The organism is Brevibacterium atlanticum, assembly GCF_011617245.1.
GTDB lineage: Bacteria > Actinomycetota > Actinomycetes > Actinomycetales > Brevibacteriaceae > Brevibacterium > Brevibacterium atlanticum.
In genome coordinates, this window is the sequence record NZ_CP050152.1 from 424,653 (window position 1) to 448,499 (window position 23,847).

Here is a 23,847-nt window from a genome sequence, read left to right on the forward strand (position 1 = left end):
TCCGACATCCGGCCTGGATGCGATCTGAGAGGGGGTGCCGTTCCCGTGGCCTCGACAAGGACACGAGGACTTCGGTCTGCTCGCCGCTGCCTCACTTCGCGTGTCTCCATCGCAGCACATCCAGTGCGGCAGCGACCGAGACAATATTGACGGCGAGTGGCTGAGGGAGCATCTCATCGGCGTGGTTGAGTCTCCGGATCACCGTGTTGCGGTGGGTGTACATGTGTTCGGCAGTCCGCGTGACGTTGCATTGCTCGCGCACGAAGACCTCGACGGTGCGTTGGATCTCGGAGTCGGCGTCCATGAGTCCACCGAGGTTGTCGCGGAGGAACTCCTCGACCCCGGTGGGATCGCTGGCCAACATCGCGGCGAGCTGCACATCGGAGTATCGCGCAGCACGCTGCGGTGAGTCGAGTCGGGCAAGCATCCGCTGTGTGGCGATTGCGTCGAGATGGCTGCGGCGGAAGCCGTCGACCCCCATCCCGGGGCGGCCGAACGCCACCCTGACGTTCTCACTGTCACGCAGCACGTCCGACAGCTGGGACGCTGAAGGCGCCTCGGCGACCGGCAGCCAGATCCACATGGCTGAGGCGCCGGTGGCGATCGTCAGCCGGCGGGACGCCCCCGCAAGCCGCATGAGTGATTCGATGACGGCCTCGAGGCTGCCCGGAGGACTGGATCGGTCACTCCATACGACAGCGGCAGTGTTCCAGTGCCGCACCGGGTACCCCAGCGCAGCCTCGGCACGGTCAGACGTGACGGGCGCGCCCTCGAGAAGGAGGGTCACCATTGCTCGTCGCTCCACCTGCGCGTCTTGGGCGAGGTCGGCCCGTTCGGTCTCCATGTGAGCGGCCACCGCGGTGACCGTGTCGTCGATGAAGGTCGTCATCGACAACCACGACACCTCCAGGAGCTCCCGCAGTTCACTCGGCTCATGAGGCAGGTCGAAGCAGATCGGCATCCACAGCTCCCAAGCGACGTTCTGACCGACGCGGTAAGCCTCGAGGCCGCGCTCGTCCATGCCGCTGCGCACCAGATCACGGGCAATTTCGGCTGCCTCCGCCTCGGCGATCGGAGGCACCGGCTCACCGGGATGGTGGAGATTCGCCAGCGACCAGCGAAGCACGTCGGCCTGACTCGATCGCCGCGTGGCCGCGAACAGTGCAGGGTCCTCGCTCGCCGCGCGCATCTGGTGACGATTCAATAACGCCACGTGCACGGCTTCGGCCCACTCGTCACGGCCGGACAGCATGCGCTCGGAAGCCTGACGCAGGAGCTCTCGGACTGATGACGAGACATCCGGCCACACACCCTTTGATGTTGCACTACGCACCATAGGGAGAGATTACTGGTGCAGATTGATCTTGTGCAAGGCCGTGGCAAGCGAGGAACGTAGAACGTGCCAAACGAATGCAACACCATCACGGACATGTAAGGAGACCGCCTTGACTGCCAATACACTGTCACCTGCCGAGCACTTGGACGTCCTCATCGTCGGGGCCGGCCTATCGGGAATCGGGACGGCGAGCCAAGTCAGACGGCTCCTTCCCGGCAAGCGGGTGGCCATCGTAGAGGCTCGCGGTGTGTCCGGAGGGACATGGGATCTCTTCCGCTACCCAGGCGTTCGATCTGACTCCGACCTACAGACATTCGGGTACGAGTTCAAGCCGTGGCAGCGGTCAGAGGCAATCGCCGACGCTCCGCAGATCCTGTCATATCTGCGCGAGACCGCGACCGAGCAGGGCCTTGACGAACTGATCTGCTACCATCATCGCGTCGTGAGCGCCGCCTGGTCCACGCCCGAGTCACGCTGGCTTGTCGAAGTGGAGCGCACTGACACCGGCGAGCACGTTCAGTTGTCGGCGTCATGGATCTTCTCTGCCGCCGGCTATTACCGCTACGACGAAGGGTTCACACCGGAGTTCAGTGGCCGCGACGAGTTCAGCGGCACTGTCGTGCATCCCCAGCACTGGCCGAGAGAACTCGACTACAGCGGCCAGCGTGTCGTTGTCGTCGGAAGCGGAGCGACGGCCGTCACACTTGTTCCCGCGATGGCACAGGACGCCCAGCACGTCACGATGTTGCAGCGCACTCCGTCCTATGTGATGCCGATCCCGCGACACGACCGGGTCGCCTACGCACTGCAAAGTCTGCTCGGCCCTGAGCGCGGCTACGCACTCACTCGACGCAAGAACATCGCCAAGCTGCGGCAGATCTACCGGCTGTTCCGGCGATACCCGGATATCGCGCGCCGTTTCATCAAGTGGACGATTCGTAAGCATCTGCCGGACGGTTTCCCGGTCGATGAGCACTTCACGCCTCCATATGACCCCTTCGATCAGCGGCTGTGCATGGTTCCCGATGCCGACCTGTTCAGGTGCATCGCCGCAGGGCGCGCGTCGATCGTGACCGACCGCATCGCCAGGTTCACCCAGACGGGCATTCGGCTGGAGTCGGGCAGGGAGATCGACGCCGATGTCGTCGTCACCGCCACCGGTCTCAACCTGCAGGCCTTCGGGGGCATCGAGCTGACTGTCGATGCGGAGCCGGTCGATCTGTCCGACACTGTCACCTACAGGGGCATGATGCTCTCGGAGGTTCCGAACTTCGCCTTCGCAGTCGGCTATGCCCACTCGTCGTGGACCTTGAAGATCGGACCCGTTGCTGATTACTTCTGTCGCCTGCTGGAGCACATGGATGCCCACGACTACGACACGTGCCGCCCCTCGGCTCCCGACCCTGCGATGCCGCGCCGCGCACTGATGGATCTCAAGTCCGGGTACGTCCGGCGCAGCATGGACCAGTTCCCTGCCCGGGGAGACTGGAAGCCGTGGACGACCGGCAACGATCATCGCGAGGACCTGACGCTGCTGCGTAAGGGCAGTGTCACGGATCCCGCGCTTCTCTACTCGGCGGCGACGGCGTCGTCACCAGCCATGTCCTGAGCCATCGACGTACCGGAGGTCACTGAAGGATGGAGTCCCTCATCGCCGACGACCGAATGACGAGAGAAAGGGGTACCGATGACTGATGCGCCGTTGGTCGACGTCCATGCGCACTACACAACCACCCGCTACATCGCCGCAGCGAAGGCTGCCGGGCACACCATGGCCGACGGCATGCCCGCAGAGTTCTGGCCTTCGTGGTCGGCCGAGGAGCACCTGGCACTCATGGACCGGTGCGGAATCTCAAAGTCCTACCTGTCGATATCCTCCCCCGGCGTCCACTTCGGTGACGACTCGGCTGCTCGCCTGCTCGCACGGCGGGTCAACGACGCAGGCGCCGAGGCCAAGGCCGCCCACCCGGATCGGTTCGGTCTGTTTGCAAGCCTCCCGATGCCCGACCTCGGCGGTGCGCTCGTCGAGATCGACCATGCCTTCGACGAACTTGACGCAGACGGCGTCATCGTCATGTCGAACGCCGGCGGGACGTATTTCGGCAGCGCGGCCAGTCGGCCCCTCCTCGAGGAGCTTGATCGTCGCCATGCCGTAGTCTTCCTTCACCCGACATCCCCACCCGGGTACGAGCTCGTCGACATCGGCTGGCCACGACCGATGATCGAGTTCTACTTCGACACCGCACGCGCAGTCATCTCTTACATCGCCAACGGGTTCATCGATGAGTTCAGCAACATCAAGCTCATCCTCCCCCATATCGGCGGAGTTCTTCCTCTGCTGGCGCAACGCGTCGAGATGTTCCTGCAGGGCGGCGGCTGGGCGCAGAATCGGACTGTCCAGGAACTCCTTGGTGACTGCTACTTCGACTTGGCCGGCAACATCGGCCCCGAACATGTCGCCGCGATGGCCTCGGTCGCTTCGTCCGGCAAGGTCCTGTTCGGGTCCGATTACTGCTGGACGGCGGCGGAGCCCACTCGGCGCCGACTCGACGTTATGGACGAGGTGCTCGAGCCGAACCTTCCGGGCTGGCGGGCGACGACGACCGTCAACGCCACGAGGCTCTTATCGGGCCTCCCGAGTGCGGAGGCGCGCTGATGAGTGCAGGGAGCTCCAACAGGAGCGATAGGTTCGCCCACCTGCCGAGCGGCCTCAAGCTGTGCTATCGGCGCGAAGGTGATGATGCCGGCCCTCTTGTCGTGCTGGTCGCCGGCATCGGTCAGCACTTGACTGCCTGGCCGCAGGCGCTCGTCGACGGGCTGGTGGCACGCGGATTCTCCGTGATCCGCTTCGACAACCGCGACGTCGGCCGCTCTACCCGGATCGCTCGCCCGGCGCCCGGGGACCTTCGGCTGCTGACCGCTCGGCCACGACCTGATGCTTACACTCTTGTGGACATGGCCCGAGACGTGACCGGCCTCCTCGACGCTGTCGCGGTGGATCGAGCCCATCTGGTCGGTCAGTCGATGGGCGGCATGATCGCTCAGACCGTTGCCGCGCGTGTGCCGCGTCGCGTCGCGTCGCTCACCTCCATGATCTCGACGACCGGGCACCGACGCGTCGGACAACCGGATCCCAAGTCCAAGCTCTTACTGACCGCGCCGCCCGCTCGCACGATCGAGCAGGCTGTCAGCTCTCATCTGAGAATGACTCGGCACCTGTCGGGCCGAGACTATGCGATCGACCCGCACTTCGAACGCTCCTACGCAGTCGAGGCTTGGGCGCGTGATGGCGGCGCGAACCCGGACGGCCTCGCCCGGCAGATCCAGGCGATCCAAGCCTCGGGAGATCGCACCGCGGAGTTGGGTCGGATCAGCGCACCGACCCTGGTCGTGCACGGGGACCGAGACGTGATGGTGCATCCCTCGGGCGGACGCGCCACAGCCGCCGCCATTGCCGATGCGCAGTACGTGACCATTCCCGGCATGGGTCATCATCTCGCACCAGGACTCGTCGATCACCTGCTTGACCTCATTGCTGCGAATGTGAAGCGAGCGCACGTCTGACCGCCTGTGCCCGCGGTCCTCTGTGGGATGTGCTGATCGGATGGCCCCGCGCACCCCGACCGGTCCGCACTTTCGGCCGCGGGACCTACCGGGCGGCGACGCAGCGACCTTCATCGAGGCGAGGTTCAAGGGCTCGGAGATCGAGGACCGCTGGCCGTGCACCGGGACGATCGACATCGATGCTCCCATCGCCGAGGTGGCGTCGTGGTTCCGCGACGCCCACGTCGACGCGTTCACCGCAGGTTCGTGCCGCGTCACCCTCGGGTCGTGGTCATGGACCGGACTGCTCGCTCACGTGCTCAGACTCGACGTGCCCTTCCGCATCGTCGGACCAGCAGAGTTGAGCGAGGCGGCGGACAGCCACGTTGAGAGATTGAAGCAGGCCAGGCCATGAAAGACAGCACACCGACATCGCCTCTCGTTCTCACCGACCATGCCGCCTGGCGCGAATGGCTCATCGAGAACGAGGAAGACTCGGCAGGGGTCTGGATGCTGCTTGCGAAGAAGGGAGTCACCTCGCCGACTTCGCTCGGCTACCAAGAGGCCCTTGACGAAGCACTGTGCGGAGGATGGATCGACGGACAGCGCCGCCGCTTCGACGAGGCGACCTACGTCCAACGCTTCACCCCGCGCCGACCCCGCTCGATCTGGTCACAGCGCAACGTCGACATCATCACCCGCCTCGACGCTGCCGGACGACTCCGCGATCGCGGCCGCGCCGAGGAGGCCGCCGCCCAGGACGACGGCCGCTGGGACCGCGCCTACCTCGGGCAGTCACAGGTGGACGTCCCCGACGATCTGCGCGTGGCCCTGACCACGGCTCCGGCGGCCTCGGCGAGGTTCGATGCTCTCACCCGGTCGGAGCGGTTCAAAGCAATGCTGCCGATCCTCACCGCCCGCTCGACAGAGGCCAGGGCTCGGATCATCGCGCGACTCATCGACCGCCTCGGCGAAGGAGAATGACCAACTCGGCAGCCGCCTCGGCAACGCTCCCCGTCTCGGCGAAGTTCCCTCACCTCGCTAAGAATGTGCGGTCGTAAGCTGGGTTCGAACGCCCCATCAGCCGAGTGAGAGGAACCGCGATGAGCGAGCAGGCATCGAACGGCAGCACGGTCACCGTCATCATCGCCTTCGTCGCGAACCTCGCGGTGGCCATCGCGAAGACGATCGCCGCGATCATCACCGGCTCCGCCGCCCTCGTCGCCGAGGCAGCCCACTCCTGGGCAGACACCGGCAACGAGATCTTCCTCCTCGTCGCCGAACGCAGAGGTGCGAAGCCCGCCGATGCGAAGCACCCGCTCGGTCACGGTCGCGAGGCGTACGTGTGGTCGATGTTCGCGGCCTTCGGTCTCTTCTCGGTGGGCTCGGCCGTGTCGATCTGGCACGGCATCCAATCACTCTCGGCCGGCGAAGCCGAGACCAGCTACCTCGTCGGCTACATCGTCCTCGGTCTTTCGGCTCTGTTCGAAGGCTTCTCGTTCATCCAGTCGGTACGGCAGGCTCGTGGGCGGGCGGTCAGACTGCGCCGCCACACCGTCGACTACGTGATGAACGGATCGAACCCGACCCTGCGCGCGGTGTTCGCCGAGGATGCCGCCGCGCTCATCGGCATCGCCATCGCGTTCCTTGCGATGCTGCTGCACCAGATCACCGGCATCGCCGCCTTCGACGCGATCGGGTCCATCCTCGTCGGCGTGCTGCTCGGCATCGTCGCGATCGTGCTCATGGACCGCAACCGTCGCTTCCTCGTCGGCGAGACCGTCAGCCCCGCCGTGCGCGATGACCTGCTCGAGTCGATGCTCGAGAATCCCTCGATCGCCAGCGTCTCGTACCTCCACATCGAGTTCGTCGGCGCCGGACGCGTCTACGTCGTCGCGGCCATCGACCTCACCGGCGACGACCGGGAGAGCGCGCTGGCGCTGCGGTTGCGCGAGGCAGAGGTCGAACTCGAGAAGCTGCCGATGATCCAAGAGGTTGTCCTCACCCCATCAGCTCCGGGCCGGAAATCGCTCGAGGTCGGCAGTGCGGACACGGGGCCTGAGCAGTTGTCGTGACTGGGTTGTCGGTTAGGGCGGTGGTCTTGGTGGCCGAGGTCGGTAGGGCAGTCAAGGCTCTTTCGACGCGGATAAGCTCACGATCCCACGAAGAATATTTACTTTAGGGTGCCTAAAGTAAATATTCGGGAGCAGTGACTCATGGAAGACCTCAGCGAAACGCGGGGTCTAGTAGTAATTATTGCATCGAGCTATATTTGTCTATATGGGACGCTTCCATTCGGACAACCCCGGCGCGCTCATCCGCGAAGCACGGCTCGACCTGGGCATCACTCAGACCGAGCTGGCTCGGCGTGCTGGTTTGAGCCAGTCCAGCCTCGCGCAGATGGAATCCGGGAAGCGGAAGGTGTCCTCGGATATGCTTGAAAGAGTGTTGAAGGCCGCGGACTACCGGCCCAACCTTGCACTGGTTCATACTTTCCACCTGATCAGAGAAGCTGCAGCGAACCGAGGACTTCGGAATGTCAGAGTTTTCGGGTCCGTAGCGCGTGGAGAAGACGGTTACGACAGCGACATCGATCTACTCGTCACGCCAGATGCGGGAGTGGGAATGTTCGACATCGCCAATTTCAGCGATGAGGTGCATCGGATCACCGGCTTTCCGGCGGATGTCATCGTCGACAATGGAACTTTTCCGCCGCACTGGACTGCGTTGGAAGAAGCGGTGCCGGTTTGATGGGCTCCGAGTTTACCGACGACCCATATCAACTGAGACCTCGTCAGGGGAGGAGTTCATCTAGTCGCGATGAGGAAAACATCCGGCATGAGCTCTCACAGATTCTCCGTCGCGCGCAGACACTTGTGTCAGGGTCTCGAGAAGACTTCGTCGAAGGAGCTTCCTCCTATGATGTAGCGAGCATGCTGATCATTCGGATGGCTTCCCTCATCGAACGAACTGAATTTGCGCCCTGGGTTTCATTAATGACCGACGACGAGGTGAACGCGATCCGTACGATCAGGAACATCGTCGCACATGCCGGATACGCGACGATGAACGACGATATCTTCTGGAATGCCGTCACCGTGGAGGTGCCTGAAGTTGTCGAAAGGCTTCTGAAAAGGTGAACTGCGATGGCTCGGCAACATCACCGAGTCGGCGCGAATCCTTCCTTCTTGATCGCACGTTGCCGTTTGAGGAACATTCGATCGAGAACTGGCACATGGGAGTCGTAGAAATCGTGAACGCTCACTTCGGCTGCTGATCCGCCGCGAGTGATGCGACCGAGGTTTTGAACGATTTTTCCCTTGAACGCGATCGGCATCGTCAGGAACAGAGTATCCAGCGACGGAAGATCGAATCCTTCACCGGCGACTTTGTCGATGGCGAGGAGAATGAAGGGTCGGCCGGACAGGGCTGCGCTTTGCAAATTTTCACGTTGAACAGCTCGTTCGTCGGGCTTCAACTGTCCGTGCAGCTCGATGAGCGGGAACTCGTCGGATACTCGTCTCTTCAGATCCTGAGCAAGTCGACGAAGGTGATCAATTCGGTTCGTCAAGACAAGAATGTGGCGGTCAAAGTTCGCCGCCTTCGCGATCTCATCGACGATGAGTTCATTCCGCGATTGGTCTGCAGACAGTTCGCCGTAGAGGTCGGGCATTGACAGACCACTGGACCCGGATTCTTCGGTGGCGAACTCCGTCGGATGGATGACTAGCCTACGCTCAGGTGGGTCGTTTGCGGTGTCTTCCGCTCGTGCCCCTGTTCCTGAAGGTGAGGAAGCATTGTCGGACGATGGGGCAGACATGTCCCAGCGAATGGGGCCGCATTGCATTGTGATGAGTCCGTTGAGCTGATCGGCTCGATAAGGAGTCGCGGTCAGTCCCAGCCATCTCGGCGCATCAACGCGATTCAAAGCTGCCTCGGCTGCTGGCGCCGCCGCGCCATGGCACTCGTCGAGGATGATCTGTCCGTATCTGTCGAGAACCGAAGGGTCGGCGTTCCTATGTGAGACGGAACGCATCATGATGAGGTCGATGATTCCTGTCGTCTTTCGCCTGCCGCCACCGAGCTGTCCGATCTGGGTGTCTTCCAGTGAGAGAAACTGACTGAGCCTCTCCCTCCATTGCAATAGGAGTTCGCGAGTGGGAACGAGAATTGCTGTAGCCACCTGTCGCTCCGCGATGAGTGCGCACGCCATGACTGTCTTTCCGGTTCCTGGTGGTGCGACGAGCACCCCCATGTCGTGTTTGATCATCTTCGCGACGGCGGCCCGCTGATCGTTCCGGAGCTCTCCAGTGAAATCAGCCTGGATCGGTTCTCTCTTCCTGCGTGACGAACGTCTGCGTACGGTGTAACCGGCGAGTTCCAGTCGGGATCGGGCTTCGTCTGCAAGCCCACGTGGCATGCGCAGCTCTTCTTCGTCTTCCTCGAAGCGCACTACCACTCGAGGCTCACCGTAGGTACTCATTCTCATCGCCTGTTTGCGATAGAACTCCGGGTTCGCGAGAGACGACAGGTGCTTGAGTTCTGAGACCAGCACACTGGGCATACCGACTGTCGGAATGTGCAACTGTGAATCGCGACGCACAGTGATCTCAGCTCCGCTGATCTCAGAGCGCAGTGCTTTGATCTCCTCTTTTCGAGGCTTCGGTCTCCAACGGGAGTTCTCTGCGCGTCCATCGGTCGTGCCCGCAGAGTCGCGTGGGCCAAGTTGGTCGGCACCGGGATCGTCCGCCAAACCGTCGATGATTGCGACCGGAACGAGTCGTGTCCGGTCGAGAGCAGCGAACTGATCCTTGTAAGGCATCCAGGTGTGCGGATCGGCGAACACGGTTGTCCCTCTGCTTCGCATATCGCCTTGCAGCGGAAGGGCGATGAGATTGCCGAACGAACCACGCCCAGACGAATTGATCGGAAGCCTGTCCTGAGAGGGGAACAGTCGATCGTAGCTGGAGAAACTGATCGATCGGTCCTTGTCTATGGCGCGACGCAGCAGCGTCAATCCCGCGCGGCGAGCAACTGCGGCGGGAACGGACGACTCGAAGAACATCCAGATGTGCGCTCCGGACCCAGAACTCGATATCTCCGCCAAGCAGTCGACCCCGGCACCGGTGCACTCATCAACGAATGCACCTGCCGCGGATTGCCAATCGGCATCATCGAAATCGCAGGCTAACAAGCGGCAGGTGTCATCTTTGCGCAACGGGTACAGGCCGATATGCAGTGGTTTGCGGGTGTCGTCCGGTGCCGCGTTGCGCGTTCCGGAAAGATGGCGAGCCACCAATTGTCTGCTCAGCGGTTCGTAGTCCTCTGGGCGAACACGTTTGGGATCGTAGAAGCCCGATCGGGTAGCAGGACTCCAACCTCGTTTGCCTGTTTTGGCGCTCTCCCACCGACGAGCGTAGACATCATCTCGTCCGGAGAAACGTGACATGAATAGATCGAGCTTGGAATCCAAGGACGAAGAATGAGTGACCGCCTCCCTTTCATGCTGTAGCTCCGGGTTGCTCGCGTGGGCAGGGTTGGCCGCGTCGAAGGCAGCGAGCTCGGTGCGTGCTTGTGCCAGCTCGGCTTCGAGCTGTGCGACGCGCTGGACCAGCTTTATGCGATCGTCGCCGCCGCGGGAATTCCTACCCATGAAATCAGTGTATGGGGCACACGATAGAGCGGACGGAATCGGATTGGGAGTGGCCGCCTCGATGTCGGAATAGTGACCAAACCTGGCCATAAGCAGGGCAACCGCCCCTACCCCTCGAGCAGCGCCTTGATATCTTCAGCCGTCACCGTCGGGCTGAACGCCTGACCGGAGGGCCCGCGGCCCTCGAAGGTTCCGGCGTCGGACATGAGTGAGTCGAAGAGTTCGGCCTTGCGCTTCTGCAGGTCGAGGACCTTCTGCTCGATCGTGCCCTCGGCGACATAGCGGTAGACCATGACGTTCTTCGTCTGCCCGATCCGGTGCGCGCGGTCGATAGCCTGATTCTCCGCGGCGGGATTCCACCACGGATCCATGAGGAAGACATAGTCCGCCTCGGTGAGGTTGAGGCCGAACCCACCAGCCTTGAGGCTGATGAGGAACACCGGCGCCTCACCAGTTCGAAACGCCTCGACCACTGCCCCACGATTACGCGTCGACCCGTCGAGGACCACATACGGAATCCCACGAGCATCGAGAGCGCCAGCCACCCGATCGAGGAACGACGTGAACTGACTGAACACGATCGACCGGTGCCCCTCGGCGATGACATCTTCGAGCCGGTCCATCAGCGCCGCCAGCTTCGACGACGGCACCTCCGTATGCTCGGCGTCGACGATAGCGGGGTCCAGAGCGAGCATGCGCAGCAACGTGAGTGAGCGGAAGACGATGAACCGCTGCTTGTCGTACTCGTCGTCGATGAAGCCGAGGATCTTCTTCCGCTCTTTCTGCAGCACCCGATCGTAGAGCTTCCGGTGCGCGGAATTGAGTTCGACCGTGATGACCTGCTCCTGCTTCTCCGGAAGCTCCGCAGCGACGAGGTCTTTCGGCCGACGGAGCATGAACGGACGGATCCGCCGCTGCAGGCGAACCATTCGCCCCGGATTCTCACCACTCTCGATCGGTCGGACGTACTCCTCCTCGAACCGCCGCGCGCTCGGGAACAGGCCCGGCGCGGTGATCTGGAACAGCGACCACACATCCCGCAGAGAATTCTCCAAAGGCGTGCCCGTCAGCGCCAGCCGGAACGGTGCGTTGACCGACTTCGCCGCCTGATGAGCCTGCGAGGAGGCGTTCTTGACGAACTGCGCCTCGTCGAGCACGAGCCCCGCCCACTCCATCCGCGAGAGCGGGTCCTCCTCGAGCCGCAGCATCGCATACGACATGACGATGACATCGGCACCGTCAGTCACTTCGGCGAGGTCGATCCCACGCGCTCGCGTCGACTCCGCGACGACACGAACGTTGAGGTCAGGAGTGAACGCGGCCGCCTCCTTCACCCAATTCGGCACCACCGAGGTGGGGGCGACGATGAGGAACGGCGGCAGATTCCCACCGTCGGCACCGTGGGAACGGTCGGTACCGGGGCGATGGTCGGCCGCCTCGGCGTGGGTGATCTTCGCATGCGTGATGAGCGCGAGCGTCTGCAGGGTCTTGCCCAGGCCCATGTCGTCGGCGAGGATCCCGCCGAGGCGGCACGAATACAGCAGCGCCAACCACCGGAATCCTTGGACCTGGTACGGCCGCAGCCGTGCGGCACCCAGATCAGGCACCACTGTGGCGGGCAGCTGCTCGATTTCGGCCAGCGCCTGAGCCGACTCCCGCCAGCTCACCGCTGGTTCCGCCTCATCGGCGAGGTCCTCGAAATCCGACCACAGGCCGACATGCAGACGCGAGATCTTCGGGGACTCGGGCTCCCATTCGGGAATGAGGTCCGCCTCGGCGAGGAGGGCCTTGAGCCGGTCGAAGACTGGTTTCTGCAGGGAGAGGTAGGTGTCGTCGACGAGCTTGAGTTTCGTCGCCCCTGAAGCCAGCGCCTTGTAGAGCCGGACGAAGGGGACGGGTTTGCCGTCGACGGTGATCTGGAAGCCGAGCTCGAACCAGTCGTTCTTCTCCGACTCCACCGAGGTGATCTTGACGTTCGGTTCCCCTCCGAGTTCGCGATACGGCTGTCGTTTGCCGCGCGTGATGACCTTGAGGTACTCGACGTCCTCGAGCTCGGGGAGGACGTTGACGACGAAGTCCGCGGTGTCCGCGTCGTCGAGCGTGGCGTCACGCAGTGGCAGGAGCTGCGCACCGGTGTCAGGAGAATCGGTGAGGATCCGTTCGACCTCAGCAAGGACAGTTGCTTCGTGCTCGGGGTCGCGGTTCGCGGATTCCCTCGCCGAGGAGGTAAGCGGCTGCGCGCCCGCTGTCGTGTTCTGCGCGGCGGCCCGTGTGGTTTCGCGTGCGGTGAGTACTGAGTACGTCCGGCGGGGTCCCGAATACTCCCAGTACCAGCGCAGTTCGAGCCGATCGCCGGCGCCGAAGGTGAGGAATGCGACGAGGTGGGGCGCCCGGTACTGCGGGAAGGTGACGGTGTCGTCGCTGCTGACGACCTCGGCGCTGGTGCGCAGCTGTGGGTAGTACTCCTCGAAGAACTCCTCGGCCTCGGCATCGGGGATGGTGATCGGACCGGGGGAGCGCAGCACCGGCAGTGCCGATTCGTGCGTCGGCTTTTCGGCCGGTGCGAGGGTGACGGAGAACCCGGAGGTCACGTCGACGCCGAAGAAGCCGTGCGTCCAGATCGGCTTGATGAGACCGGGGGCGAACTCGCGTTCGTCGATGCTCGCCTGTGTCTGGACACGCAGCCGGCCCTGACTGCGCCGGATGTCGATGGCCGCCTTCGCGCGGTGCCCGATCCGGACACTCATGCCCGCATTGATGCCGACGAATTCGATGCCGAGACGCTGGCCTTGCGCGAAATGCTCCCAGAGCAGTGGAGTGTGGAAATCGCCGAGGTGGTAGGGCGCCCCATCGGGTGTGAAGTCCGTCTTCCCGCGGGTGCGCAGGCCGGCCAGCTGAGCGAACCATTCCTGGTGGGCTGGGTCGATGCCGTGCTGGCGGGCCATTCGGTCGATGGTGCGCCAGCTCAGCGATTTCTTCACCCAGTTGCCGGACCCGCTGAGCATGAGCGGGCGGATGGCCAGGGACGGGTTCGCTCCCGGGGTGACGTCGTTCTTCTCCAGCAGCACCGAATGTTGGGCCTCGAACCAGGTGCGGGGGATGACCTCGACGAGCTCGAATCCCAAGGCCACGGGCGTGTAAATCTGCGGAGCTGCCTCGGCGAGGGGTGCCAGTGCCTCACGCCAATCGGCGGGCGTGCCGGCGGCACCCGTCGCGGACGGTGTGGCGGTGGGGGAGGGTCGGTTCTCGGGCACGAGGCCATCTTCTCATTGGACGGTGACACGGGGAATTGATGTGCCAGGTTGGCGGAGGTGGATATGCCGGTTCAAAGGCTGAGCTCAAGCCCCACGCCCTACCCGCCATCCGGCGGGCAAATAGCCGAAGTTCTGGCGCACGCGGCGGAGGCGATAGAGATACGGATTACCTAAAATCACAATACAGGCGTTGCGGAGAGGCGATGCAGATCAAAGGAGAACACCATGACAGAAGCGAAGATGCACGTCAGGCCACCATTCGACCCGGAATTGGAAGCCGCGCTCGCCGCAGTGGGTGAGCAGCTGCCCTCGACGATCACCCCGGAGATGATCCCCATCATGCGAGGCGCAGATGTGACTGCGCCGATCGCCGAGGTGCTCGAAGGACGCGATGTTATGCACAGGGAGGTCACGATACCCGGATATCAGGGTGCCGATCTGGTGGCTTCGATTTTCACCAGGTCGGACCATGAAGCCAGCGGGCCCGGAATCTTTCATACGCATGGTGGCGGCATGATCATCGGCGACAGATTCACTGGCATCGAAGTGATGCTCGATTGGGTCGAGCGATTTGATGCAGTTTGTGTCTCCATTGAGTACCGTCTTGCGCCCGAGTTCCCAGACCCGTTCCCTGTTGAAGATTGTTACGCGGGCCTTGTCTGGACGGCTGAGCACGCCGATGAACTTGGGATTGACATCAGCCGACTGCTCATCGCCGGAGCGAGTGCGGGCGGAGGACTCGCGGCTGGAGTCTCTCTGCTTGCCCGGGATCGAAAAGGTCCTCCTCTGTTTGCCCAATGTCTCATCTACCCGATGCTCGATGACCGCAATAGCACAATCTCATCACACCAGATTGATGGCGAAGGAGTGTGGGACCGCACTAGCAACTTCACTGGTTGGGATGCGCTTCTCGGTGATCGTCGCGGGACGGAGGACGTGTCGATCTATGCTGCGCCGTCTCGAGCGGTCGACCTGAGCGGACTTCCCCAGGCTCACATTGATGTCGGTACGGCCGAGGTGTTTCGAGACGAGGACGTAGCTTACGCTTCGCAGATTTGGGCCGATGGTGGTGTTGCAGAACTGCACGTGTGGCCCGGAGGGTTCCACGGTTTCGACACGATGGCACCGCACACTGCACTTGCACAAGGAATGATGACTACTCGAACCGCGTGGCTGGCGAGAATTCTCGGAGTCTGAGGACGGCGTGGTTGGAGCCTGGCACGCGAAATCAGCCTAGGGTCCTGCGCACTAAACTGAGACGTGGACGCAGCGCTTGTCACACGGAGGTGGAAGTGCGATGCAGGAATTGGTCGGGAAGCTTTCGGCGCTTGACCCTGAGTCGAGCGAGTCCCTGAAGGTCATCGGGTTCTTCGATAAGCTTGTCAGCAGTCAGGCGAACCTGGCTGCTCTTGCACGAAGTGCAGCAGTTCTTGCGGGAGTCCCCGCTGGACTGATGGATAGCTCGACTGGGCGAGTCGTCCGGGCGACTCCGACCGGAGCTCACAGCAGCAATGGAGATCGCGCAGGTTGGCCGTACCTGGTCGGACGCGACGGCGTCACCGTCTGGATTGAACGCGAAGGCTCTGCGCACGTCAACGACGCGATGCTGCTGGAGCGATTCGCTCTTTCCGTCTCAATCACACTTTCGCGAGTCAACTCGAACGCGAGAAATCGCGTTGCGGAAATAGTGGTGGATGCGGCCACTCCGATGGAAGAACGAGCGGCTGCGGTCACTCGATTGAGAATCGATCTTCATCACCGAGTGCGCGCAATCGCGTTGCCAGCTGCTACGCCCTTGCCCAGCGGACAGGTGAGCGGCTTGTTGTCCACACCGTTCGGATATGCCCAGGTTCTCATCGTCAGTGAGTCATTGAGCACACCGTTCGCCGAAATCGGTGGACGAACGGGGGTCGGCCTCCCAGTCGAGCACCCACACCTTCCCGCCTCGTGGGCCTCGGCGTTGGTTGCTCTCCGACTCAGTGACGATGAGAACCCGATTATCCGCGCGGACGATCTCGGTCCATTCCTCCTGCTCGCCGATACGGCCGATGCGAATATGGAACCTCATCCCGATGTCGTCACTCTGTCAGAGCTCGCTCGCGACAGCTCAACCCTACCGACGCTCGACGCGGTCATCGACAGAGGCAGCGTTCGAGGAGCAGCCTCGGCTCTTGGGCTGCAGCACCCGCCGGTACCGGCCCGGGGTCTGGCCGACGAGGGCAGTGAACGCGTCGATGAAGGCGCTCGGGTTCTTCCAGCCGCAGGCGATGGCGGTGTCGATGATCGAGTTGCCGTCGATGAGCATGAGCAGGGCGCGGTGGATGCGCAGCTGGGTCCGCCATTGGCGGAATCTCATGCCGGTCTCCTCGGCGAAGAGGCGGGACAGCGTCCGTTCGCTCGCACCGATCTGATGTTACTTCGACTCTGACCGGCGGTGGGCGGTGATGGCGACCATCGCGACACCGGCGATGAGCAGTGCCCCGCCGAGACCCAGAGAGCCGAGTTCGGCCCCAGTGCGCGGCAGCGAGGCAGACTCCGACGCATCGTCGGATTCGGGCCATGCCGAGCCGGCGCGACTCCAGCGCGTTGAGGTCGCCTCACGGGATGTCGACTCGTTCTGGGCGTGTGGAAGTGCCGTGTCTTTCGAGCCCGTCGATTCTGTGCCTGAGCTGGTCGGCTCGGTCGGAACGACGTCCTCGGTGAGGGTGAAGTCCGCCCACGCTTCGGCGTCGTCGCTGATGACGAAGAAGTGATAGTCGCCCGGCGCCGGTTCGGCGTCACTGTTGACGGTGAGAGTCCCGGACACTCGTCCCGAGGAATCGGCTGTGAGATCGTCGTCGAAGTAGAGGGCATCTTCGGAATCGTCAGAGAACGCCAAACCGAGGATGGGTTCGCCCTGGGCGAAGGGTTCGGCGGTGAAGTCGATTCCCTTGTCGGCGAAATCGGAGACGGTCATTCGGGTCGCCGACATCGTCAGGGTGCCCTCGACGGCATCAGAGTCGGACACGACGGTGAACTCGGACTGGATCGCCTGGTCCGCGACGCCCTCACGAGAGACGGTGATGGTGAAGTCGACGACTCCTGCTTCGACGAAATCCTCGGGCAGATACGTGAACTCGACCGCCGAGGACCGTACCGCTCTCGCCTCATCGTCGAGTGAGTTCGTCACACGGTCGCCGGGCTCCAGGCCGGACACGGTCACCGTGATCCCCTCGAAGTAGAGGTCGGACTCCGTGATCTCGTCGGGGGAGACGGTCACCGAGGCGTCGATCTGCGCGGGTGCGTCGGAGTCGGCATCGACGTCGGAGGAGCCATCCTTGCCGGCGTCGGCGGTGTCTGTTGCTGAGGTGCCATCGGCCCCGTCACCGGAGGCCGTGTCGTCGGCACCGTTCGTGTCGCTACTGTTCCTGCCGTTCGCATTGTCGGTCGCTGTCGAGCCTTCCACTCCGGCCGAGTTATTCGCTCCGCCCGTGCCGTTCGCTCCGGACGAGGCGCTCGCCTCGCCTGCGGAGGTGCCATCGTGGGGTGCGTCCGTCGAGACGCTGCTCGCGCTCGCCGAGGTGGCGCCGCGCTCGGACGCGGACCTGCCGATGGTGGCCCGGCCGGCATTTGCCCGCGTGCTCGATCCCGAAGTGTGACCGGACCCGGAACTGTCCGTCGAACCTCCGGTGCCTGTACCTGGCTCAGCGCCGCTCGACGAGCCGTTGTTCGACGACCCGGTGTTTGACGGTCCTTGGCCAGTGGAGCCGTGGTCGGGGCGCAGTTCGATCGGTGTGGTCGAGTCCGGAGGGAGACCCGCCTCGGCAGCACCATTCGACGAAGGACCGCTCAGATGATCCGGGACAGGTGCGGGGGACTCCTCGGTGCCGTTCGCCACAGCCGACGGTCCCTCGGGAATCGAAGGGGCCGCCTCGGTGGTGGTCGTCGGAGCCGCATCGGCGAATGACGGACTCGCACCGAAGCCGAGCAACGCCACGACAATGCCAGAGACGATGACGGTTCTCTTCATGGGAGGGGTCGCTTTCGGGGATTCAGTGACGTCGGGGAGGGGCAGAGGTATCCGAGGTCGGAACAGCGGTGCAGTCGGTGGGAACCCGGTCGGTCGAGGTCGGGCCCAGCGAGTCTCTGAACGAACTCGATGCCTATGACGGAATCATAAGATGCCCGGCGGCTCGAAGTTGTTGAAATCTGTATTTATCGTGAATTCGTTATCGAGCTGTACCCAAGAGAGCGGGTATGTCTCTGTGTCAGTGGGGTGCGCTACCGTCGTTAGCATGAATGAGAACAATGAGGTTCACACGGAATTCTTCGCCACTTACACGCACGCCCTCCTCGATCGTGATGCGGCAGCCATTGCCGATCACTACGCCGTGCCGGCACTCATCGAGTTCCCCGGACAGCGGATCCTCGTCACCGATGCCCGCCAGACCGAGGACTTCTTCGCCGGAGCCTTCGGCCAATACGCCGAGGTGGCCCAGGCGGACGCCGATATCACCGTGGCCGCGAAGACCGATCACAGCATCTGGGCCGATGTCACCTGGCACTATCACGGCGGTGCCCCGGACGAACGGAATATGTATCAGCTCGTGCGTGCAGATGAGGGGTGGAAGATCGCAGTCCTCACGCCGCTGGTGCTTGAATGATGCCCAGAACCGACCAGAAGGGAGGCACGAGGAGTGTCCGAATATCCCGAACTGCTGCACACCGTCATCGATACGACTGACCCGCGGGGGCTCGCGGAGTTCTACCGGAACCTGCTCGGCTACGACTACCGCCCCGGAGATGAACCGCAGAATACGAGCGAGCCCGACGACCGAGACTGGTTGGTCCTCACCGACGCGGGAGGGAACCAAAAGCTTGCCTTCCAACTGGTGGATCGGCTCGACCGCACCACCTGGCCGAGTCCCGATGTGCCGATGCAGCTCCACCTCGACTTCACCGTGCCTGACGTGCGAGCACTTGAACACCAGCGCCGACGTGCGGAGGAGCTCGGCGCCGAACTGCTCGCCGATCGCACCGATGACCCGGACGAACCACTGTACGTCTTCGCCGATCCGGCAGGACACCCGTTCTGCCTCTTCGTCGCATGAGCGAGGACGAGTACACCGAGGATGACAAGTGGCTGGTCGTCAAAGGACGCCGGTGGCGTCGGACCGATCCGGCACTGGAACCGAGCGTCATCGAGGAACTCAAGAGTCACCTCGGTGCCGCGAGGAATGCCGTCAGACAAGCGCAGAAGCGAGGCGATGAGAACGATCTCGCGGAGGCGAGGCGGCAGGTGAATGTCGCGAAGCACGGTCTCGGCGAGCGCGGCGAATATTGGTGGGAGATGACGGTCGAAGACCGCCGGCGGCGCGCGGAGGCGGCCCTGAACGAACTGCGGTGAGCTCGGTCAGGGCCGCCTTGTCAGGTGTGGACAGTCGTCCGAAGGGGCTGCCGCGAGGCGTCAGACCCCGGACACCGCTACTGCCAAGTTGCCCAGGGACGACTCGAGGTCCTCTTCGCTGACGGCGGGGAAGCTGACCTGCTTGAGCACGTCCTTGTCGGTGACCGCGCTCCAGTCGTAGGTCACGGAGACCTCGGTCGAGTCATGCCCCTGTGAAGTGAGCTCCCAGACCCACTCCCAGCCCGGGGGCTCTTCACCGGCAGGAGCCGTCTTCCAGGCGAGAAGCTTGTTCTCCTGATAGCCGTTGACGTAGTTGTCGGTCTTGTAGTCGCCGCCCATCTTGTCCCAGTGCATGTTCATCGTGAATACTTGGTCGGTCTCGGTGATGCGATCGGTCTTGTCATCCGACTGGACCATCCCCGAGCCGTCGATCTCCGCATGGCGCTCGGGATTGGAGAGGACATGAAAGATGTCCTCCGCAGGGGCATCGATCGTCCGGGAAGCGCTGATACTCGTGTCACTCATGCTTGTCACCTTTCGTCAGGTGGTACGTGTGCTCGAGTACGGGTCGGTCGACCCGTCCCTGTTCGACCACGCTATACCCTCATGCCGAAAGACGGGAGGGGGCACACAATCGGTCTCGGCGGACGCTGAAAGCTCTTCCGCAGGCTTGTCGAGGGATGCAGAATAGCCCACAGAGCTCACTGGCCATCCGTATCTCCGTCAACCGACAACCCAAGAGTCTGGAAGAGTGAAGCATGAATCGAGAAGTCGCCCACGCGATCACGGACGGCGTCGACAAAGCGTTCGACCGTCAGCTTGAGTTCACCGGTGCTCTGATCCGCTGTCCCTCTGTCCGAGGCAGTGAGGCGGCGATCCAGGACCGCATGGAGCAGGAATTCGCCGACAGAGGATTGGAGATCGACCGCTGGCGCATCGACGAAGAGGACATCGAGGATCATGTGGGCTTCGGACCGATGACCGTGCCCTATGACGAAGACTTCAACATCGTCGGCAGCTATCGGCCGGCAACTTCACAGGGCCGATCCCTGATTCTGCAAGGTCACGTGGATGTCGTGCCGACCGGGCCCCTGGAGAATTGGACCACCCCGCCCTTCGAGCCTCGAGTCGAGGGCGGTTGGCTCTACGGACGCGGTGCCGGGGACATGAAAGCCGGTCTCGCTGCCAACCTCTTCGCCTTCGACGCGATCACTGCTGCCGGCTTCGCTCCTGCAGCCACCATCCACTTCCAGTCCGTGGTGGAGGAGGAAAGCACCGGCAACGGTGCGCTGTCAGCACTTCTGCGCGGGTATACCGGCGACGCTGTGCTCATTCCGGAACCAGAAGAGAACGCTCTGGTGCGCACCAATGTCGGAGTCATCTGGTTCACCGTTCGCGTCGAGGGGAAACCGAGCCATGTCCGGGAGATGAGCCAGGGCTTCAACGCCTTCGACGCGACCAATGCAGTGATCGCCGACCTGCGCACACTCGAGGCGGATTGGAATGCTCAGAAGGACCGGTATCCGGGCTTCGAGGATGTCGATCATCCCATCAACTTCAATGTCGGAGAGATCTCGGGTGGAGACTGGCCCTCCAGCGTCCCGTCATGGTGCGAGATCTCCGTGCGTGCCGCCATCTATCCGGGGATCGACCCGGAACAGGCGTGGGAAGAGATCCAGGAGCACGTCCGGCACGCGAGCATCGACCGGCGTGGTCAGGATAGCCGCCTGCCACGCCTGGAACGAACCGGCTTCTTCGCCGCAGGATATCGGCTCGAGGAAGGTGGAGAAGCAGAGGCCGTCCTCGGCTCGGTCCACCAGAATGTGTTCGGCCAGCCCCTGCATTCGTTCACCACGCCGGGTTACCTCGACGGTCGGGTCTACACGAATTACGGGTCGATGACGACTCTGACCTATGGGCCCAGGTCCCTCGATATCCACGCCTTCGACGAGCGGGTCCACATCGAGTCCGTCCGCAACATCACGAAGTCCATAGCGCTCTTCATCGCCGAGTGGTGCGGGCTGGAACCACTGAAATAGATGCACCGAGGCTGTCCGCCGACTGTTCCGAGCATGCCCCTCCGGGCAACGTGCGTTCTACTGTGCGATGCCACAGTACGGGCCACCGATCGGCAATCTGGGCTCGATGATGGCGGACATGTACCCTGGCCGGTCGCGCTGCCCATAACGACTCATTTGTTTCCTGACTGCACGTTGTCGCAGCACCTGATTGGTGCGTCAGCCGATCTTGTCGGCCAGGTCCTCGAAGTCCTCGGCGATGACATCCCAGTCACCTGTCGGTTCGAGGTCAGCCGTCTGCTCAGGGCCGTACTCGGTAGGCCGACGGACGAACGCGGTGCGCAGGCCGAGTTCGGCAGCGGCGGCAAGATCTCCGTTGTGCGCGGCGACCATGCAGACCCGGTCGGGTTCGAGGCCGAGGACCTCGGCAGTGCGCAGGTATGCGGCAGGTTCGGGTTTGTAGGCACCAGCCACCTCGGCGCCGAGGATCGCATCCCACGGAAGCCCCGCGCGTTTGGCCACGTCGAGAGCCAAACGGACATTCGCATTCGACAGCGGCGCGATGATGAACCGCTCCTTCAACCGGGCCAGCCCGGCGACCGCGTCCGGCCACGGATCGAGGCGATGCCAAGCGAGATTCGCCTCGTCGAGCACTTCGGTCGGGACCGACGCCGGATCGACCCCCACCTCGGCGAGCACAGTCTCGAGGTTCTCCCGATGGAGCACATCGAGGCGGACGAACTCACGGCCGCCGCTGCGTACCCGCTCCATCGACGGTTGGTACTGCGCTCGCCAACGATCGGCGAAGTCATGCGCATCGAGATCGGGAACGTGATCGCGCAAATGCACGGCCACCTCGGCGGCGACACTGTTCCTCCAGTCGACGACCGTGCCGAACATATCGAAGACCAAGGCCTCGACCCCGTCGAATCGTGCTGTCATGGTTTCACGGTAGCCCGAGGCTGCGGGAGCGTCTATGTCAGCACCACCGCATAGACTGGCAGGCATCCGGCAACGACACGGCATCGACGAAGGGGACCGACCGTGGGATGGAGCACGAGTGAGCTGGCGCGCCTGACCGGCACGACCGTCAACACCATTCGGCATTACCACAAGCTCGGCCTGCTCACCGAGCCCGAACGGATGAGCAACGGCTACAAACAGTACGGGGCCTCCCACCTGCTCCGACTCCACCAGCTTCGGCGGATGCGTGAGCTGGGGATTCCGCTGGCCGACATCGGCTCGGTCGATGATGACCACGAACAGCAGCAGCTCGCGCTCAAACAGCTCGAACGCGACCTCGGCGAGCAGATCGCCGTGCTGGAGAAGGCCCGGACCGAGGTGACCCAACTCCTCGAACACGGCGCACCGATCGATACGGCGTCGAGTTTCATCGACATCGCCGCGCGGATGTCGCACGCCGACCGCAGCCTGATGAACGTCTACTCGAGCCTCTACGATGAATCGGCGATGGTGGAGATGCGGTCGATCATGTCCGACACCACCCCATATGACCAGGAGGTCGACGAACTCCCCGAGGATGCCGACGAGGCCACGCGTGCGCGCCTGGCCGAGCAGATCGCCCCCAGTATGAAGCGCAGCCTCGAATCCAAGCCCTGGCTGCTCGCACCGACGGCGCGGATGAAAGGCGACGTGAAGATGGGGCAGGCCGCCATCATCGGCATGATCGGCGAGCTCTACAACGAGGCCCAGATCGACGTCATCCAACGCGCCTTCATCTCAGTCTTCCCGACCCTCGACATTCCCGAGGCCGACCGCGAGCGGTTCAACGCACACATCCAGCAGCTGATCCGCGAAGAGGACGAGAACTGAGCAGCGTTATGGGCAGGCGGCTGACGAGAAAGCTGAGGGTTTCCTGAGTTCGCCGCTGACGGCTTGACCCTGTTCCGAGAACACAGTCTGTACTGAACACATCGACCACACGATCCGGATCAACCGGACCGGATCTGACGATCACCGTTCAGGAGGACACCATGAACCCCGTCATCGACTTCTTCCAGGGGCTCGCCGCCCACGTTCCCGATCTGCTCCAGCCCTTCATCATCGCCGCCGCCGGAGCCGTTCCCTTCATCGAAGGGGAGATCTCCTCGATCATCGGAGTCTGGGCCGGAATGAACCCGATCGTCGCCGGAATCGCCGGCGCCATCGGCAACTTCATCTGCGTCACTGTCATCGTTCTCCTCGGCGCCCGAGCACGCCGCGCCGTCGTCACCCGCAAGGCCGAGAAGCGTGAACTCGCAGCCGTCGGTGCTGGTGTCGGCGCCGGGACGGGTGCTGAGACCCTGCCGGCCGATGGCGCCGAGGGTGACACGATTGCTGACGACAGCCTCGGCGAGGGCGGCGCGACTGGTGAGGAGCGCAAGCCCGAATCGAAAGGCCGGATCAAGTTCAAGCGCTTCCTCACTCGGTTCGGCGTTCCTGGAGCGAGCCTGCTCGGACCGCTCGCGATCCCCACCCAGATCACCTCGACGATCCTCGTCGGTGCGGGAGTGAAGACCTCGTGGATTCTGCTCTGGCAGGGCATCGCGATCATCGCCTGGACGACCCTGACCACACTCATCGCCACCGGCGCGCTCACCCTGCTCGCCGGCTGACGCCGCCGGAACCCGCGGCCACCAGCGCTGCGGGTTCCCGAC

The 23,847-nt window shown here is 63.2% G+C and carries 22 protein-coding genes; 15 read left to right on the forward strand and 7 right to left on the reverse strand.

The features are described 5' to 3' along the window. Window positions 1–91 precede the first annotated feature (91 nt). A complete protein-coding gene (locus GUY23_RS01890) occupies window positions 92–1,189 on the reverse strand; it encodes a PucR family transcriptional regulator (RefSeq protein WP_208085440.1) in 1,098 nt (365 codons plus the stop codon). Between the two features lie 289 nt (window positions 1,190–1,478). Between GUY23_RS01890 and GUY23_RS01895 the strand changes: the two genes are divergently transcribed. From GUY23_RS01895 to GUY23_RS01930, 8 genes are all read left to right on the forward strand, one after another. Next, window positions 1,479–2,945 carry a flavin-containing monooxygenase gene (locus tag GUY23_RS01895; protein WP_407647372.1) on the forward strand — a complete coding sequence of 489 codons (1,467 nt, stop codon included), beginning with the start codon at window positions 1,479–1,481 and terminating at the stop codon, window positions 2,943–2,945. 78 nt (window positions 2,946–3,023) lie between these two features. After that, window positions 3,024–3,992 (forward strand): amidohydrolase family protein, encoded by a 969-nt coding sequence (locus tag GUY23_RS01900; RefSeq protein WP_166969233.1) that lies wholly within the window; start codon window positions 3,024–3,026, stop codon window positions 3,990–3,992. After that, the gene (locus GUY23_RS01905; RefSeq protein ID WP_166969235.1) at window positions 3,992–4,900 is read left to right on the forward strand and encodes an alpha/beta fold hydrolase; all 909 of its coding nucleotides are present in this window, start codon (window positions 3,992–3,994) and stop codon (window positions 4,898–4,900) included. The genes GUY23_RS01900 and GUY23_RS01905 overlap by 1 nt, the downstream gene beginning before the upstream one ends. A gap of 40 nt (window positions 4,901–4,940) precedes the next feature. Further along, entirely contained in the window at window positions 4,941–5,294 is a 354-nt protein-coding gene (locus tag GUY23_RS01910; RefSeq protein ID WP_166969237.1) for a WYL domain-containing protein, read from the forward strand. Next, complete coding sequence (locus GUY23_RS01915) at window positions 5,291–5,863, forward strand: YdeI/OmpD-associated family protein (RefSeq protein ID WP_166969239.1); 573 nt, start codon at window positions 5,291–5,293, stop codon at window positions 5,861–5,863. Before GUY23_RS01910 ends, GUY23_RS01915 begins: the two co-directional genes overlap by 4 nt. A 119-nt stretch (window positions 5,864–5,982) precedes the next feature. Further along, window positions 5,983–6,954: a cation diffusion facilitator family transporter gene (locus GUY23_RS01920; protein WP_166969241.1), complete on the forward strand. Its 972-nt coding sequence runs from the start codon at window positions 5,983–5,985 to the stop codon at window positions 6,952–6,954. Window positions 6,955–7,159: 205 nt separating this feature from the next. Beyond that, window positions 7,160–7,630, forward strand: a complete 471-nt coding sequence (locus GUY23_RS01925) for an XRE family transcriptional regulator (protein WP_166969243.1) — start codon at window positions 7,160–7,162, stop codon at window positions 7,628–7,630. Window positions 7,631–7,812: 182 nt separating this feature from the next. Then, window positions 7,813–8,019 (forward strand): toxin-antitoxin system, antitoxin component domain protein, encoded by a 207-nt coding sequence (locus GUY23_RS01930; RefSeq protein ID WP_166969245.1) that lies wholly within the window; start codon window positions 7,813–7,815, stop codon window positions 8,017–8,019. Window positions 8,020–8,039: 20 nt separating this feature from the next. Here GUY23_RS01930 and GUY23_RS01935 read toward each other — a convergent pair whose 3' ends face one another. Beyond that, complete coding sequence (locus GUY23_RS01935; protein ID WP_166969247.1) at window positions 8,040–10,532, reverse strand: DEAD/DEAH box helicase; 2,493 nt, start codon at window positions 10,530–10,532, stop codon at window positions 8,040–8,042. 107 nt (window positions 10,533–10,639) lie between these two features. Beyond that, the gene (locus tag GUY23_RS01940) at window positions 10,640–13,786 is read right to left on the reverse strand and encodes a DEAD/DEAH box helicase (protein WP_166969249.1); all 3,147 of its coding nucleotides are present in this window, start codon (window positions 13,784–13,786) and stop codon (window positions 10,640–10,642) included. A 225-nt stretch (window positions 13,787–14,011) separates the two neighbouring features. Between GUY23_RS01940 and GUY23_RS01945 the strand changes: the two genes are divergently transcribed. Then, a complete protein-coding gene (locus GUY23_RS01945; RefSeq protein ID WP_166969251.1) occupies window positions 14,012–14,983 on the forward strand; it encodes an alpha/beta hydrolase in 972 nt (323 codons plus the stop codon). A gap of 916 nt (window positions 14,984–15,899) precedes the next feature. Here GUY23_RS01945 and GUY23_RS01950 read toward each other — a convergent pair. Further along, a complete protein-coding gene (locus GUY23_RS01950) occupies window positions 15,900–16,193 on the reverse strand; it encodes a helix-turn-helix transcriptional regulator (protein WP_228282865.1) in 294 nt (97 codons plus the stop codon). Between the two features lie 6 nt (window positions 16,194–16,199). Then, on the reverse strand, window positions 16,200–17,795 hold the full coding sequence (locus tag GUY23_RS01955) for a hypothetical protein (protein WP_166969253.1): 1,596 nt from the start codon (window positions 17,793–17,795) through the stop codon (window positions 16,200–16,202). 265 nt (window positions 17,796–18,060) lie between these two features. Here GUY23_RS01955 and GUY23_RS01960 point away from each other — a divergent pair, with 265 nt between their 5' ends. The 3 genes from GUY23_RS01960 to GUY23_RS01970 are packed head-to-tail and all read left to right on the forward strand — an operon-like array spanning window position 18,061 to window position 19,172. Then, on the forward strand, window positions 18,061–18,429 hold the full coding sequence (locus GUY23_RS01960; RefSeq protein WP_166969255.1) for a Cif family virulence factor: 369 nt from the start codon (window positions 18,061–18,063) through the stop codon (window positions 18,427–18,429). Between the two features lie 33 nt (window positions 18,430–18,462). Continuing rightward, the gene (locus GUY23_RS01965) at window positions 18,463–18,876 is read left to right on the forward strand and encodes a VOC family protein (protein WP_166969257.1); all 414 of its coding nucleotides are present in this window, start codon (window positions 18,463–18,465) and stop codon (window positions 18,874–18,876) included. Next, entirely contained in the window at window positions 18,873–19,172 is a 300-nt protein-coding gene (locus GUY23_RS01970) for a biopolymer transporter Tol (protein ID WP_166969259.1), read from the forward strand. Before GUY23_RS01965 ends, GUY23_RS01970 begins: the two co-directional genes overlap by 4 nt. A 60-nt stretch (window positions 19,173–19,232) precedes the next feature. On the opposite strand, the gene GUY23_RS01975 is transcribed toward GUY23_RS01970, so the two are convergent. Then, window positions 19,233–19,697 (reverse strand): SRPBCC family protein, encoded by a 465-nt coding sequence (locus tag GUY23_RS01975; RefSeq protein WP_166969261.1) that lies wholly within the window; start codon window positions 19,695–19,697, stop codon window positions 19,233–19,235. 233 nt (window positions 19,698–19,930) lie between these two features. Between GUY23_RS01975 and GUY23_RS01980 the strand changes: the two genes are divergently transcribed. After that, a complete protein-coding gene (locus GUY23_RS01980; protein ID WP_166969263.1) occupies window positions 19,931–21,211 on the forward strand; it encodes an ArgE/DapE family deacylase in 1,281 nt (426 codons plus the stop codon). 198 nt (window positions 21,212–21,409) lie between these two features. Here GUY23_RS01980 and GUY23_RS01985 read toward each other — a convergent pair whose 3' ends face one another. Further along, the gene (locus tag GUY23_RS01985) at window positions 21,410–22,132 is read right to left on the reverse strand and encodes a haloacid dehalogenase type II (protein WP_166969265.1); all 723 of its coding nucleotides are present in this window, start codon (window positions 22,130–22,132) and stop codon (window positions 21,410–21,412) included. A 102-nt stretch (window positions 22,133–22,234) separates the two neighbouring features. On the opposite strand from GUY23_RS01985, the gene GUY23_RS01990 reads away from it, so the two are divergent. Together GUY23_RS01990 and GUY23_RS01995 are read left to right on the forward strand one after the other, a co-directional pair. Beyond that, the gene (locus GUY23_RS01990; RefSeq protein ID WP_166969267.1) at window positions 22,235–23,023 is read left to right on the forward strand and encodes a MerR family transcriptional regulator; all 789 of its coding nucleotides are present in this window, start codon (window positions 22,235–22,237) and stop codon (window positions 23,021–23,023) included. 161 nt (window positions 23,024–23,184) lie between these two features. Continuing rightward, window positions 23,185–23,805: a small multidrug efflux protein gene (locus tag GUY23_RS01995; RefSeq protein ID WP_166969269.1), complete on the forward strand. Its 621-nt coding sequence runs from the start codon at window positions 23,185–23,187 to the stop codon at window positions 23,803–23,805. Window positions 23,806–23,847 lie beyond the last annotated feature (42 nt).